We start from the raw sequence: 14,772 nt of genomic DNA, 5'->3' as shown, positions 1-14,772 counted from the left end.
ATGTCTTCCGTCCCGCCCGCCGAATCCACCGCCGCCGGTTCGCCGCCCTGGCGCGACGCCCTGAAGGTCTACCTCGAACCCGCCACCTTGCGCATGCTGGCGCTGGGCTTCTCGGCCGGGCTGCCGCTGCTGCTGGTGCTGGGCACGCTGAGCTTCCGGCTGCGCGAGGCCGGCATCGACCGCGCCACCATCGGCTACCTGAGCTGGGTCGGCCTGGCCTACGGCTTCAAATGGGTGTGGGCGCCGCTGGTCGACCGGCTGCCGCTGCCGCCGCTGACCACGCTGCTCGGGCGCCGGCGCGGCTGGCTGCTGCTGGCGCAGGGGATGGTGATCGCGGGGCTGGTCGGCATGGCGGTCAACGATCCGCGCCAGGGCCTCGTGCCGATGGTCTGGTGCGCGCTGCTGGTGGCCTTCGGCTCGGCCACGCAGGACATCGCGCTCGACGCCTTCCGCATCGAGTCGGCCGAAACGCGCAAGCAGGCGGCGCTGGCCGCGGCCTACCAGACCGGCTACCGGCTCGCGATGATCTGGGCCGGGGCCGGGGTGCTGTGGGTGGCGGCCTGGGCCGAGGTCGCGCCGGCCGCGCCGGCGGTGGGCGCGGCGGCCGGCGCGGCCTACCAGAATGGCGCCTGGAAGACGGCCTACCTCGTGATGGCCGGCTCCATGCTCGTGGGCGTGCTCACGGTGCTGCTGTCGCCCGAGCCCGCGAAGCGCTCGCTGTCGGCGCCGCGCAATGCCGCCGAATGGCTGCGCGACGTGCTGGTCGAGCCCTTCGCCGACTTCATCCGCCGCTACAAGTGGCAGGCGGTGCTGATCCTGTCGCTGATCGCGATCTACCGCATCAGCGACGTGGTGATGGGCATCATGGCCAACCCCTTCTACGTCGACATGGGCTTCACCAAGGACGAGGTGGCCACGGTCAGCAAGATCTACGGCGTGGTCATGACGCTGGTGGGCGCCTTCGTCGGCGGCGTGCTGTCGATGCGCCTGGGCGTGATGCGGGTGCTGATGCTGGGCGCGGTGCTCAGCGCGGCGAGCAACCTGCTGTTCGCCTGGCTGGCCTCGCGCGGCCACGACCTGACGGCCCTGATCGCCGTGGTCTCGGCCGACAACCTCGCGGGCGGCATCGCCTCGGCGGCCTTCATCGCCTACCTCTCGAGCCTCACCAACATCAGCTACTCGGCCACGCAGTACGCGCTGTTCAGCTCGCTGATGCTGCTGCTGCCGAAGTTCATCGCCGGCTACTCGGGCGTGTTCGTCGACGCCTACGGCTACAGCACCTTCTTCTATGCCACCGCCCTGCTCGGCGTGCCGGTGCTGGTGCTGGTGGCGCTGGCCTCGCGCACGCTGGCCGCGCGCCCGGACAGCGGGAAATCCTGACCCGGCCCCATAGGAAACCGCCGACACGGCCCCACCCCCGCAACTGGTAGGCTTTGCGCTGCTTCCCCCAGCCCCGACCACTAGAACTACTCCTCCAACCGCGTCACCGCCCAGCCACGTCCACACCGTGCCCGCCCGCATTCCTCCCCTCCAGATCAGCGCCTACACGGCCACCTCGGCCGTCGGCGTCGGCAAGGAGCCGCTTGCCGAAGCGCTCGAACATTCGCGCAGCGGCCTGCGCGCCAACGACTTCGGCCCCGCGCCGCTGCCGACCTGGATCGGCCGCGTCGACGGCCTCGAAGAAATCCGCCTGCCCGAGGCCTTCGCGCACTGGGACTGCCGCAACAACCGGCTGGCCTGGCTCGGCCTTTCGGCCGACGGCTTCCTCGAGGCCGTGGCCGCGGCGCGCCGGCGCCATGGCGCGGCGCGCATCGCGCTGATCCTCGGCACCTCGACCTCGAGCATCGGCGAGACCGAGCTGGCCTACACCCAGCTCGACGCCGACGGCCATTTCCCGCCCGCGCAGCGCCGCCCGGCGGTGCACACGCCGCATTCGCTCGCGATGTTCGTGCAGGAAGTGCTGGGCCTCGAAGGGCCGAGCGAGACCATCTCCACCGCCTGCTCGTCGAGCGCCAAGGTGTTCGCCTCGGCCGAGCGGCTGATCCGCCTGGGCCTGGTCGACGCGGCCGTGGTCGGCGGCGTCGACACGCTGTGCGGCAGCGTTCTGTTCGGCTTCAACTCGCTCGAGCTGGTGTCGGGCGGGCCGTGCCGGCCCTTCGATCCGGACCGCGACGGCATCAGCCTGGGCGAGGCCGCGGGCTTCGCGCTGCTCGAGCGCGCCGACGCTTCTTCCGGCTCGGGGCTGCAGCTGCTGGGCTACGGCGAGGCCAGCGACGCGCACCACATGTCGACACCGCATCCCGAGGGCCTGGGCGCCGAGCGCGCGCTCGACGAGGCGCTGGCGCGCGCCGGCCTCGCGCCCGAGGCGATCGACTACATCAACATGCACGGCACCGCGAGCCAGAAGAACGACGAGGTCGAGGGCGCGCTGGTGGCGCGCCGCTTCCCGGCGCGCACGCATGCGAGCTCGACCAAGGGCTTCACGGGCCACACGCTGGGCGCCGCGGGCATCGTCGAGGCGGTGATCAGCCTGCTGGCGATCGAGCGCGGCCTGATGCCGGGCACGGTCAACTCGGCCGCGCTCGACCCGGGCTTCGGCCCGCAGATCCGGCTCGCGCCGGCGCACGGCGAGGTGCGCTACGCGCTCTCCAACTCCTTCGGCTTCGGCGGCAACAACTGCGCACTGGTGTTCGGTAAGGCGGCGCAGGCATGAGCACCGCCCCAGGCCGCCCCAAGCAAGCTCGGACCGCGGTGCGAAGCACGAAGGTACTTCCATGAGCACCACGCCGACGATCTACATCGAGGGCTTGGCCTTCTGGAGCCTCACCCGCTCGGCTGGGAGGCCGCGAGCGGCCTACCGCGGCGAGGGCGTGCTCGCCAGTCCGCCGACGCTGGTGCTCGAGGGGGAGACCACGGCGATCCACGGCTCTGGCTACTAAGCAGACGCTTGCACCTCGGCAATTCATGACATACGCCAGCTAAACTGTATTTAGCCAATTTGGGAATGTTCATGCTCAATGTCACCTCGGCCAAAGCACAAAATCGCTTCGGGCAACTGCTGGGCTCTGCTCAACGCGAGCCCGTCGCCATCACCCAACGCGGCCGTCCCGCGGCTTACATCATTTCTCCTCAAGAGATAAATAAATTGCAGGAAGCTCCCCGTGCACGCGGCGAGGAACGGATCCAGCAACAGCGCCATTGGGCCGATGCATGCGCTGACGGCTGGAACGCCGTACAGGCCCAGTGGGGCTCTTTCGCAGACGAACACTCGCCCCTCTGAGGCATGGCGCAGTTCGATCTGCATCGAAACAGCGGCGAACAACAGCGCGCCATCCCCTATGTCTTGGGAAACTACAGATAGGTGTCCACAAGGCCCACCTAGAGCGTTCGCGTGACTCTCAGGGCACCTCGATCAATCGACCGGAGGCCGCGCCCTGCGTCTAGCGCACACCGAACAGACGTGGCGCTCGCAATCAGCGCGAAGCATGGGTACGCCGATCCTGGCGTTCGACACCGTCGGCAAGGACTTGTTCCCGTGACCTAGCGCTGCGCAGCTTGTAGGAAGTCTTCGTCGGAAAGAGTCTCAAACAGCGATCGAGCCGCCATCCACGAAGAGTTCAATGCCGGCAATGTAGCTGCTCTCATTTGATGCAAGGAACAGCACGGCGCGCGCGATCTCGTCTGGCTGACCCAGGCGACCGAGAGGCACGACCTGCTTCAGCATGTCTTCGACGCCCGGTCGCGAATCAAGGTAGCTACGCATCAGGCTGGTCTCAGTGCCGCCCGGCGATACCACGTTGACGCGGATTCCGCGCTCCTTCAGGTCGGCCGTCCAGGTTCGCGCGAACGAACGCACTGCCGCCTTGCTCGCGTTGTAGAGCGTTTGGTCGGGAAAGCCTTTACTGCCGGCGACCGAGCCGTTCAGGATGACTGCGGCGCCAGCGGTCATCAGTGGCAATGCCTTCTGCACGGTAAAAAGCACGCCGCGTACATTCAAGTCGAATAGGCGGTCAAAGCCGGCTTCGTCAATCGTGCCCAGCGGGCGCGGCTCGCCCTCGGCGATGCCAGCGTTGGCAAACACAACATCCAGCTTGCCGCTCTCGCGCTGAATGCGCTCGTAGAGGCGATCGAGGTCGGTGAGGTTCGCGGCATCTCCCTGTACGCCGATAGCACCGTTGCCAATTTCCCGGACGGCGTCGTTGAGTCGCTCCTGTCTGCGTCCGGTGACGTAGACCCGCGCGCCCTCTGCGGCGAAGAGCTTGGCAGTTGCCAGTCCAATGCCTTCGCTGCCACCGGTAATCGCTACAACTTTGTCTACAAATCGCTTGCCCATGCGTACCTCATCTCTAAAGTGGAGTGTTCCTCCACTTATTATATGGAGGAACCATCCACTTTTGAAGCGGAGCTATCATCCACTTGTAACCAAGACCGGATATGAAAGAAAGTCCTGCCACCGATGAGGCGCCACTACGCGCCGATGCAGCGCGCAATCGGGAGCGTATCCTTGCAGCTGCCGAAGAGGTGTTTCTCGAGCGTGGTGCTGATGCCTCGCTCGACGATGTTGCCAAGCGTGCGAAGGTGGGGATCGGGACGCTTTATCGCCGCTTCCCGACGCGCGAGGCCCTGCTTGCCGCACTAAGCGATGAGCGCCTGTTGTCGCTCGCAGCGGCGAGTCGAGCCGCAGACCCTGCGCCCGAACCCACAGCCTCCATACGCGCTTTCGTTCGAGCGCTCGTGATGCATGCCAGCCACTATCACGGACTAGCTGCATCGCTGGGCGCGGTACTTAAAAGCGGCACTCCCGGCTGCAAAGCGGGGAGCGATGAGGGTCTGCGGCTGCTCCAGCGTGCGCAAGAAGCGGGAGCGATTCGCGAGGATCTGTCCCTGGACGATCTGTTGTGCATGGTCACGGCGATCTCTCTTGCTGTCGAGCAGTCCCACAGCGGAAAAGCGCGTATCGCGCACTTGGTAGATCTGTTCTTTGACGGAATTGGGTTGCACCGAGCTGACGATCAACTGCTCCCCGAAAAAGTCGCGAACTAACCGATCCAGTCCTGGACGTGCTCAAAATGGTGAGCACAACCAAATCTTCACGCTGGCGGTAATTCCGGGCGGGCGTTGATTTCGATCGAGTTGGTCGAGTGGCGCTCTAGAAACAATCCCATTGAATCTCGACGGCGCATCATTGCGCCAGCAACTTCTTTTGCCGCGGCTCTTGTATCAGCCAGTCAGCTTCCTTGAATCAACATCCATCGCATGTTCACTTCCTCGTCGTGCAAGGTATGTAGCGGATAAATCTCGAGCCTGCATCCGAGCGCGCGTCTGAGGTGCCCCGTCGGCGCCGAACTCCGCACAGCAACCAGACCATCGCACCAATCGCATCAGCGGAAACGAAGTTGCCCGAGGTCGACCCCAGCCGAGGACATTCCGCGTGAAGGCTTGGCTCAAAGGTTCGAGAGCGATGCCGAGGCATTTTGAGGTGCCGCAGACGGTGAGTACTGCAAGCATGTCTGACGCCCGTAACTCCCGCAGGACCGAACCCTCGACAAAAGACGTGGTGACGTCTGGCCACTCCTTTTCATCGCAAAAGGTACATCATTACATCGACGAAAGTCGCCCTGCGCGGCGCATACAAGAAAAACTACGTGCGGATGCTCGTCCTCAAGCGCAGCTGTTCTGCCGCCCGGTGGAAGCTCCCTTGCTCCTGCACTGCGACAAATGCCCTCAGTACGAAATACTCGGCTTCTCGCATGGCGGGTCCCGCTGATGTGCGGCTGAGCATATCTGAGCGGAGATGAACCACGATCCTTGTGCCCCTTGAAGCCGCTGCCAAGGATATCGTGTCGTAGTTCCCTGGCCCAAGCTGCCCGAAGTACTTGCAGGCCTTACAGCAAGGCTTACAGAGAAGGCATCCAGGGCAACGGCGCCAAAGCCGCGGGATCGATGCCGCACGTCGATCACCGCCGCAAGCCCGCTGCACGACGCCTCGTCCAGCGCGTCCGGCGGATCGCGGTGGCGGTCGACTGGCAGACCCAGGCATCCGAAGTTGCGGGCGATCTCCGCAAAGTCCCGCTGGATGAATTTGGTAGCAGTCCTGCATCCGCTCGCCATCGATCTGCGCCTTGCGCAAGCTCGTGAGTCCTTGCGCGAGGCAACCGTTGTTGTTGCCGACCATGATCGTGTTCAAGGCGCGCGATTTGCTCCTCGAATCGGGGGACGATGCCGAAGGCCTTGGGGTCGAGCGCCCCCTCGAGAGAGCTCTCGGCAAGCCGGCCGACGTCGACCGCGCAGATGGCTGGTGGGCTTCGGCCGGTTCCTGGAGAGCAGGCCGGCAGCTTTCTTCAAAGAGCGCTAGATGACGTCACGCGATGTGGCAAATGGGATTGCCACAGGCTCGCTGGAAGGACGTTCGCCACGCTCAATCGAGCAGTTCTTCCAACAGCCTGGCGCCATCGGTCCCACGCTTGCAACGGCTCCATAGCCGATCGAACAGCTGCACGTGCAGGTCGACAGCCTCCTTCGCGGAAGTGATCATCGCCACGCCCACGTCCAGGTTCGGCAATTCGCCGATCCGAAAGGGACTCGTGCCGAGAACCACCGCATCGGATTGGTAGAACAGCTGGAATGCCACGTTCGGCACCACGTTTTCAACCAGGCCGATCTGGATGCCCAGCGGTTCCGTGCGCATCAGCCTGGCCAGGTGTTCCACCTGGCGCTGAGCTGCCTGCCTGCGCTTCGCGACCGTGGCAGCCGGCAGTCCAAGGCGCCCGACCAAACCTAGGGTCAGCAGTCGCCGCAGCTCCTCGAGCGAATAGAGACAGGTGATCGACGGCGAGTGCTCGCGGGCCTGGATCCGACGCTGCCCGAGGGTCTCCAGCAGCGCGGTCCCGCGGTCGCTTCGGGCACCAGCGCGCACGCGGCTGACGGGCGCTTCCGCCTCCTCGATCATGAGTGCAAGGTACTCGTCGTACTCCTCGGTGGTCAACAGGTATGACAGCGGACTGAAGAGCGCGACGATGTGACTCGCATTCTTCTCGAGCTGCTGCATGCGTGCCTGGTAGCTCGCGGCGTTCGCGTGGTACTCGGCCCCCGCCCCGAGCAGCGAGGCCAGACTGGTACCGAGGATGGAGGCGATGTTCTGGATCACGTCGATCTTGACGATCTCCCCTTGCTCGATGCGATAGAGCGCGGCACGCGACACCCCCAGTCGCGCAGCGAGCTCGTCTGCGTTGTAACCAGCACCAAGTCGGTAGGCACGCACCCGCGCGCCGATGTCGGCCAAGTCAAAGGCCATACGGCTGCCTCGTTGTTTCAAAAATTAGACATCTGCTCATTATCGACCGTGTCGCTCCCCAGTGCGCGGCGCCTCTGCATCCAGGGGCGGGAGCCACGGCTGACACGCAACTGCCTAGGGATAGCCCTATGTGAGTCCAAAAGGTTTAGAACCAATAATTGGATATTGTCTCAAAATTTAGTCACTCTTGCAGCGGCATCCCCTCTCATGATCGAACACACGACGCCAGCCTCGCCGCGCTGGCGACAACGCCCACCCGGCTCCAACTGGGGCGACTTCGGCCCCGACGACCAGGCGGGCCGGATGAATCTGCTGACGCCGAGCAAGGTCCTCGAGGGCCTGGCGGAGGTGCGCGATGGGCGCACCTTCTGCCTGAGCCTGCCGCTCGATTTCCCCGGCGGCAACGTGCTCAACGAGAAGCGCCGGCCCCCGATCCTGCGTCCCACGCTGCGCAATGGCCGGCCGAACATGAACTACAAGATGTTCACGGAGCTGCTCAACCTGACCGACGTGCTCTGCGACGACCTGGCCGTGCTTTACCTGCAGTACTCCACGCAGTGGGATTCGCTGGCGCATGTCGGCCAGATGTTCGACGCGAACGGAGACGGGGTGCCGGTGCCTGTCTTTTACAACGGCTACCGTGCGCACATCGACATGATCGGCCCGGAAGACCCCGCGGATGCGGGGCCGCCGGTCGCGGGCGTGACGCACTCCACTTCGCATGCCAAGGCGCTGGGCATCGAGAACATGGCCGAGCGCTGCGTGCAGGGCCGCGCGGTGATGATCGACCTGCGCGCGCACCTGGGCGACGACCGCGTGAACGTCGGATACGACACCCTCATGCGCATCCTGGATGCCGACCGCGTCGAGGTGGAGAGCGGCGACATGGTGTGCCTGCACACCGGTTACGCGCAGCGCCTGCTCGACATGAACCGGCAGCCGGATGCCACGGTTCTGGACCGCAGTTGCGCGGTGCTGGATGGGCGCGACGAGCGCCTGCTGCAATGGATCACGGACTCGGGCCTGTCCGCCCTGATCGCGGACAACTACGCGGTCGAAGCCCAACCCGCGCGCGCCTTCGACGGATGCTGCGCGGCACTGCCGCTGCACGAGCATTGCCTGTTCAAGCTGGGCGTGCACCTGGGCGAGCTGTGGCACCTCACGCCGTTGGCCGAATGGCTGCGCGCGCGCGGGCGCAACCGCTTTCTGCTGACGGCGCCTCCCTTGCGGCTTCCCGGCGCGGTCGGCTCCCCGGCCACACCGGTCGCCACGGTCTGACGGCCCATGAACTACAAGTTCGACTTCAGCAGCGTCGCGGCATTCTGGCCGGACTTCCTGCACGGCGCCTGGCTCACGATCCAGCTCTCGTTCGCGGCCACGCTGCTAGGCTTCGTGCTCGGCTCGCTGTGCGCGATCGGCCGCCGCAGCCAGCTCGCGTGGCTGCGGCGCACCTGCGGCATCTATGTGGAAGTGATCCGCAACACGCCGCTGCTGGTGCAGGTCTTCCTCTTCTACTTCGGCTTCGCGAGCCTCGGGCTGACGATGCATGCCGCGGTAGCATCGCTGCTGGTCCTCGTGATCAACGTCGGCTCCTACACCACTGAGATCATGCGCGCCGGTTTCGAGTCGGTGCATCCAGGCCAGATCGAGGCCGCCGAATGCCTCGGCCTTTCGCGCATCCAGACCTACTGGTACGTGGTGCTCCAGCCGGCCATGGAGCGCGTCTACCCGGCCCTGACCAGCCAGTTCATCCTGCTCATGCTGGCCACCTCGATCATGTCGCAGATCTCGGCCGAGGAACTCACCGCCGTCGCGAACCGCGTGCAGTCGATGACCTTTCGCGCCTTCGAGACCTACCTCGTGGTCGCCTGCTGCTACCTCCTGCTGTCGCTCGCGATGCGTGCCGGGTTCTGGCTCCTGGGCCTCCTCATCTTCCCTCGTCGACGCAGGCTCGGCACCGCGATTTGAGTCGACCCGATGAACAACGAATTCAACACCAACCACCTGCTCTTCCTGCTCCACGGCGCAGCCTGGACGCTCGGCCTGTCGGCCACCGGCTTCGTGGGCGGCGGTCTGCTCGGGTTCCTCGTGGCCCTGGGCCGCATCGCGCCCAGCCGACTGTGCCGCGGACTCGTGGGCATCTACGTGCAACTGATCCAGGGAACGCCGCTGCTGATCCTGATGTTCCTGGCGTACTTCGGCCTCGGCATCATGGGCTTCGACGTTCCACCTCTCGCGGCCGCCGGCCTGGCGATGACGATCTACACCAGCGCCTACCTCGGGGAGATCTGGCGCGGTGCGCTGCAGTCCGTGCCCCGGACGCAGTGGGAAGCCGCCGAGTGCCTGTCCTTCAGTGCCTCGCAGCGCCTGTTCCTGATCATCGTGCCCCAGGCCCTGCGCATCGCCACGCCGCCAACGGTCGGCTTTCTCGTGCAGATCGTGAAGAACACCTCGCTGGCTTCGGTGGTGGGTTTCATCGAGCTCGCGCGGGCCGGCCAGGTCATTAACAACGCCCTGTTCGAACCCTTCCTGGTGTTCTCGATCATGGCGCTCCTGTACTTCGCGCTGTGCTACCCGCTCTCGCTGTGGGCACACGCGCTCGAAACGCGTCTGCGCGTCGGTCGACGCGCCTCTCCTGGAACCTGAGACATGAACGACAACACAGCACTGGTTCGACTGGACCAGGTTCGGAAAAGCTTCGGCACGGCGAGAGTGCTCGATGGCGTGTCCTTCGACGTGCACCGCGGCCAGGTCGTGGCCATCATCGGCCGCAGCGGCTCCGGCAAGAGCACGGCGCTGCGCTGCATCGACCGCCTCGAGACCATCGATGGCGGCGAGATCACCGTGTGCGGCCAGTCGCTGAGCAGCGCCTCGCTGGACCTGCGCCGCCTGCGCCGCGAGGTTGGCATCGTCTTCCAGAGCTACAACCTCTTTCCGCACCTCACGGTGGCCCAGAACGTCTCGCTCGCACTCAGGAAGGTGCGCGGCAAGTCCGCCGCCGAAGCCACCGGCATCACCGATCGCGTGCTGCGCCAGGTCGGCATGCACGACAAGCTGCAGGCCTATCCCGAACAGCTTTCGGGCGGGCAGCAGCAGCGCGTGGCCATCGCCCGGTCCCTGGCGATGGAACCGCAGCTGATGCTCTTCGACGAGGTGACCTCCGCACTGGATCCGCAATTGACGGGCGAGGTGCTGCAGGTCATGGAATCGCTCGCCAGGGGCGGAATGACCATGATCCTCGTGACCCATGAGATGGCATTTGCCGCCAAGGTGGCGGACAAGATCGTCTTCATGCATGCCGGACGGGTGCATGAGATGGGCGGCGCGGACATCCTGGCCGCACCCCGCACACCGGAGCTCGCGCAATTCGTCGGCAACGGACTCTGACCTGCACCGTCCCTCTTTCTTCCCCATCCACATCCACATCAGGAGACATGACCATGATCAAGCCAACCCTCGGGCGCATCGCGCTGGCTTTCTCGCTGCTGGCCGCCGCGGGCGCAGCACAGGCCGACCTGCTCGACAACATCAAGCAGGCCAGGAAGCTGCGCGTCGCCATCGAGCTGGCGCTGCCGCCCTACGGCATGACCAACGACAAGATGCAACCCTACGGCTCCGATGTGGAGACCGCGCAGCTCCTGGCGAAGGACCTCGGCGTCGAACTGGAGATCGTTCCGGCCACCGGTCCCACACGCATCCCGTTCCTGCAGACCAACAAGGCGGACCTCGCGATCGCGACGCTGTCGATCAGTCCCGATCGCCAGAAGGTGATCGACTTCTCCGTGCCGTACTCGGTCGTGCAGATCGTGGTCGCCGCACCCAAGTCGATGAACATCAAGGGCTATGGCGACCTCGTCGGCAAGAAGATCGCCATCACCCGCGGCAACGTGCAGGAGATGGAACTCGTGCAGAAGGCCGTGGGCGCGCAGATCGTGCGCTACGACGATGACGCGACGCTGGTGACCGCTGGCGTGAGCGGGCAGGCGCCGATCGTCTCCACCGCGACCACCCTGCTGCAGGCGATCCAGACCAAGGCGCCCGGCAGGGAACTCGAAACCAAGTTCGTCGTGAAGGAGTTCAACCTGGGCATCGGCATGCGCAAGGAAGAACCAAAGCTCCTGGCGTGGATCAACGACTGGGTCAAGGCCAACCGCGCCAATGGCAAGCTCAACGAAATCTTCAAGAAGTATCACCACAGCGAACTGCCGCCGCTGCCCGCGCAATGAGCGCCGTTCACGAACTGCGCATCTACCACTGCGCCCAGGGCCGCCTCGCGGCACTGCACCGACGCTTCGAGGAAGCCACGCTGCCGCTGTGGCGCCGCCACGGCATCGAGGCGGTAGGTTTCTGGACCACCGAGGTCGGCTCGAGCAACCAGGCGCTGACGTTCATGATCCGCTGGGACAGCCTGGCCGCGCGCGAACGCATCTGGAGCGCGTTCTCCAACGATCCGGAATGGCTGGCCGCGCGGGAGCGCTTCGAGTCCGAAGGGCCCATCGTCGCGCGCATCGAGAACCAGTTGCTCGTTCCCACGCGCTACTCGCCGCTGCAGTGAGGACCAGCGAATGAATGATCGCCATGGCCTCGCGCCGACTGCCTCGTTATCGGCCGCGCCGCGCGTGATACGACTGCATCCCGAAGACAACGTGGTGGTCGCACTCGACCAGCTGCTGTCGGGCACGCTCGTGCGCGGCGAGAACGTGGTCGTCTCCGGACTGGTTCCGCCCGGCCACAAGATGGCAACCCGCGAGATCGCCGTGGGCGAGGTCGTGCGCCGCTATGGCCAGATCATCGGCTTCGCCAGCGTGGCGATCCGCGCGGGCCAGCATGTGCATACGCACAACGTGACGATGGGCGAGTTCAGCCGCGACTACGCGCACGCGGCCGAGACCCGGGCCACCCCGGCCGCCTCGCAGCCAGCCACGTTCCAGGGGATCGTGCGCAAGGACGGGCGCGTCGGCACCCGCAACTACATCGGCATCCTGACGACGGTCAATTGCTCCGCCACCGTTGCGCGGGCCATCGCCGACCGATTTCGCCGCGACACTCATCCGGATGCCCTGGGCGCCTACCCCGACATCGACGGCGTCGTGGCGCTGACCCATGACGCGGGGTGCGCCATCGATGCGAAGGGTGAAGGCCTGCGGATCCTGCAACGCACGCTGGGAGGCTATGCCTGCCACCCCAACTTCGCCGCGGTGGTCGTCGTCGGACTGGGCTGCGAGACCAATCAGATCTCCGGGCTGCTGGCCAGCCAGGGATTGACGCACGACGATCGGGTGCACAGCTACACCATCCAGGACGTGGGCGGGACCACGAACGCCGTCGAGCGCGGCGTGGGTCTGGTGCGCAGCCTCCTGCCGGCGGCCAACGCCGTGCAGCGGCAGAGCGTTCCCGCGAGCCATCTGGTGGTGGGCTTGCAGTGCGGCGGCTCCGACGGTTATTCCGGCATCTCGGCCAATCCGGTGCTGGGTGCCGCCGTGGACCTGCTGGTACGGCACGGCGGCACCGCGATCCTGTCGGAGACGCCGGAGATCTACGGAGCCGAGCACCTGCTCACGCGACGCGCGCGCGCGCCGGACATCGGCCGCAAGCTGGTGGCGCGCATCCAGTGGTGGGAAGAATTCTGCGCGCGCAACGGCGCGGAGATGAACAACAACCCGTCCGCGGGCAACAAGGCCGGCGGGCTCACCACGGTCCTCGAGAAATCGATGGGTGGCATCGCCAAGGGCGGAACGACCTCGCTCAACGAAGTCTACGAATATGCGCAGCCGGTCGCCGCCAAAGGGCTGGTCTTCATGGACACCCCGGGCTACGACCCCGTGTCCGCCACCGGGCAGGTCGCCGGCGGAGCGAACCTGATCTGCTTCACCACCGGCCGCGGCTCGGCCTACGGTTGCGCGCCATCGCCGTCGATCAAGCTCGCGACCAACACCGCCCTGTGGGAACGGCAGGCCGACGACATGGACCTGAACTGCGGAACCGTGCTGTCCGGCGAGCGCTCGATCGCCGAGCTCGGCGAGGAGCTGTTTCGCATGATGCTGTCGGTTGCCTCCGGGGAGCGCTCGCGCAGCGAGCAGCACGGCTATGGGCAGAACGAATTCGTGCCCTGGCAGATCAGCGTGGTCACCTAGGCGCCGGCTGCATTCCCTTCTTCAGCCATCTTTCCCGAATTTTCCGAATACCGATCGAATGGAACGGCATGACGCTTGATCCTGTTTCCTCCCCGCCCCTGACACTTGCCGCCTCCGCGGTGCTGCCGGACGACGGCTACGCGGGCACCCTGGTCGGACGCGCCTGGCTGACCGGCGAGGTGCCCGGTCCCGCGGTGGTCGCGATCCGCGCTGACGGGGTCTATGACCTGTCGAGCGCCTTCCCGACGATGTCCACCTTGCTCGATGCCGACGACCCGGCACGGCGGGTGCGCGAGACCGCCGGATCGCGCATGGGAAGCCTCGAGGAACTGCTGTCGAACAGCGTCCACCCTGGATGCGACATGCGCCGCCCCTACCTTCTGGCGCCATGCGACCTGCAGGTCATCAAGGCCGCGGGCGTGACGTTCGCGGCCAGCCTGATCGAGCGCGTGATCGAGGAGCAGGCCGGGGGCGATCCATCGCGCGCGGAAGAGGCCCGCGCGCAGGTGCGCGAGACCGTGGGCGACGACCTGTCGCTCATCAAGCCCGGCTCCGAGGAGGCCATGGCGCTCAAGCGCCTGCTGCAGGAACGTGGCGTGTGGTCGCAATACCTCGAGGTCGGCATCGGCCCGGACGCCGAGGTGTTCACCAAGGCGCCGGTACTGTCCGCCGTCGGCACGGGCCAGGAGATCGGCATCCGCAGCGACTCGGCCTGGAACAACCCGGAGCCTGAAGTCGTGCTGGCGGTCAGCAGCGAGGGGGCGATCGTTGGCGCCACGCTCGGAAACGACGTCAACCTGCGCGACATCGAAGGCCGCAGCGCCCTCCTGCTGGGCAAGGCCAAGGACAACAACGCCTCGTGCGCGATCGGCCCGTTCATCCGGCTCTTCGACGCCTCCTTCGGGCTGGATGCCGTTCGCGGCGAAACGGTGCATCTGACCGTGCGAGGGCCCGAGGGTTTCGAGCTGGCGGGCATCAGCTCGATGTCGCAGATCAGCCGGGATCCGCTGGACCTGGTGGCGCAGACCATGGCGGCTCACCAGTATCCCGATGGCTTCATGCTTTTTCTCGGCACCTTGTTCGCACCCATCCAGGATCGCTCGCAGCCGGGCAGCGGCTTCACCCACCGTGTCGGCGACGTGGTGAGCATTCGCAGCGCGCGACTGGGCGAATTGCGCAATCGCGTCGCTCACAGCGAGGACGCGGCGCCATGGCGGTTCGGCCTGCGCGCCTTCATCGCCAACCTCGCGCGCCGCGGACTCCTCGCCAACGACCTCTGAAGAAACGAAGAAGCATGCAGAACCACGACAACCTGATCGGCGGCGAATGGCGCGCCGGCGCGAG

General features: G+C 65.9%; 15 protein-coding genes. 13 read left to right on the top strand and 2 right to left on the bottom strand.

What is annotated here, in order from left to right; all coding sequences use genetic code 11:
• The 4 genes from KV106_RS31985 (at position 1) to KV106_RS31970 (ending at position 3,280) form a co-directional block, all read left to right on the top strand.
• A complete protein-coding gene (locus KV106_RS31985) occupies positions 1–1,380 on the top strand; it encodes an AmpG family muropeptide MFS transporter (protein WP_261215286.1) in 1,380 nt (459 codons plus the stop codon).
• A gap of 127 nt (positions 1,381–1,507) precedes the next feature.
• The gene (locus KV106_RS31980; RefSeq protein ID WP_261215284.1) at positions 1,508–2,713 is read left to right on the top strand and encodes a beta-ketoacyl-[acyl-carrier-protein] synthase family protein; all 1,206 of its coding nucleotides are present in this window, start codon (positions 1,508–1,510) and stop codon (positions 2,711–2,713) included.
• 61 nt (positions 2,714–2,774) lie between these two features.
• Positions 2,775–2,939: a hypothetical protein gene (locus KV106_RS31975; RefSeq protein ID WP_203206419.1), complete on the top strand. Its 165-nt coding sequence runs from the start codon at positions 2,775–2,777 to the stop codon at positions 2,937–2,939.
• Between the two features lie 71 nt (positions 2,940–3,010).
• Entirely contained in the window at positions 3,011–3,280 is a 270-nt protein-coding gene (locus tag KV106_RS31970; protein ID WP_261215281.1) for a type II toxin-antitoxin system prevent-host-death family antitoxin, read from the top strand.
• Between the two features lie 303 nt (positions 3,281–3,583).
• Here KV106_RS31970 and KV106_RS31965 read toward each other — a convergent pair whose 3' ends face one another.
• A complete protein-coding gene (locus KV106_RS31965) occupies positions 3,584–4,333 on the bottom strand; it encodes a glucose 1-dehydrogenase (RefSeq protein ID WP_261215279.1) in 750 nt (249 codons plus the stop codon).
• 101 nt (positions 4,334–4,434) lie between these two features.
• Here KV106_RS31965 and KV106_RS31960 point away from each other — a divergent pair, with 101 nt between their 5' ends.
• Positions 4,435–5,043: a TetR/AcrR family transcriptional regulator gene (locus KV106_RS31960; protein ID WP_203206416.1), complete on the top strand. Its 609-nt coding sequence runs from the start codon at positions 4,435–4,437 to the stop codon at positions 5,041–5,043.
• 1,375 nt (positions 5,044–6,418) lie between these two features.
• Here KV106_RS31960 and KV106_RS31955 read toward each other — a convergent pair.
• A complete protein-coding gene (locus KV106_RS31955; RefSeq protein ID WP_203206415.1) occupies positions 6,419–7,294 on the bottom strand; it encodes a helix-turn-helix domain-containing protein in 876 nt (291 codons plus the stop codon).
• A 207-nt stretch (positions 7,295–7,501) separates the two neighbouring features.
• On the opposite strand from KV106_RS31955, the gene KV106_RS31950 reads away from it, so the two are divergent.
• From KV106_RS31950 to KV106_RS31915, 8 genes are all read left to right on the top strand, one after another.
• A complete protein-coding gene (locus KV106_RS31950) occupies positions 7,502–8,572 on the top strand; it encodes a cyclase family protein (protein ID WP_261215276.1) in 1,071 nt (356 codons plus the stop codon).
• Positions 8,573–8,578: 6 nt separating this feature from the next.
• Positions 8,579–9,262: an amino acid ABC transporter permease gene (locus KV106_RS31945; protein WP_057595192.1), complete on the top strand. Its 684-nt coding sequence runs from the start codon at positions 8,579–8,581 to the stop codon at positions 9,260–9,262.
• Positions 9,263–9,271: 9 nt separating this feature from the next.
• A complete protein-coding gene (locus KV106_RS31940) occupies positions 9,272–9,940 on the top strand; it encodes an amino acid ABC transporter permease (protein ID WP_057595190.1) in 669 nt (222 codons plus the stop codon).
• A gap of 3 nt (positions 9,941–9,943) precedes the next feature.
• Positions 9,944–10,681: an amino acid ABC transporter ATP-binding protein gene (locus KV106_RS31935; protein WP_057595189.1), complete on the top strand. Its 738-nt coding sequence runs from the start codon at positions 9,944–9,946 to the stop codon at positions 10,679–10,681.
• Between the two features lie 53 nt (positions 10,682–10,734).
• On the top strand, positions 10,735–11,520 hold the full coding sequence (locus tag KV106_RS31930) for a transporter substrate-binding domain-containing protein (RefSeq protein WP_057595234.1): 786 nt from the start codon (positions 10,735–10,737) through the stop codon (positions 11,518–11,520).
• Complete coding sequence (locus KV106_RS31925) at positions 11,517–11,849, top strand: NIPSNAP family protein (protein ID WP_261215273.1); 333 nt, start codon at positions 11,517–11,519, stop codon at positions 11,847–11,849. Before KV106_RS31930 ends, KV106_RS31925 begins: the two co-directional genes overlap by 4 nt.
• Positions 11,850–11,859: 10 nt before the next feature.
• Positions 11,860–13,428 (top strand): UxaA family hydrolase, encoded by a 1,569-nt coding sequence (locus KV106_RS31920; protein WP_261215271.1) that lies wholly within the window; start codon positions 11,860–11,862, stop codon positions 13,426–13,428.
• 68 nt (positions 13,429–13,496) lie between these two features.
• Positions 13,497–14,708: a fumarylacetoacetate hydrolase family protein gene (locus KV106_RS31915; RefSeq protein WP_261215269.1), complete on the top strand. Its 1,212-nt coding sequence runs from the start codon at positions 13,497–13,499 to the stop codon at positions 14,706–14,708.
• The last annotated feature ends 64 nt before the right edge of the window (positions 14,709–14,772 follow it).

The sequence above is a fragment of the Variovorax endophyticus genome, from assembly GCF_025376855.1.
Lineage (GTDB): Bacteria > Pseudomonadota > Gammaproteobacteria > Burkholderiales > Burkholderiaceae_C > Variovorax.
This window is presented reverse-complemented; position numbering and strand designations above follow the sequence as displayed.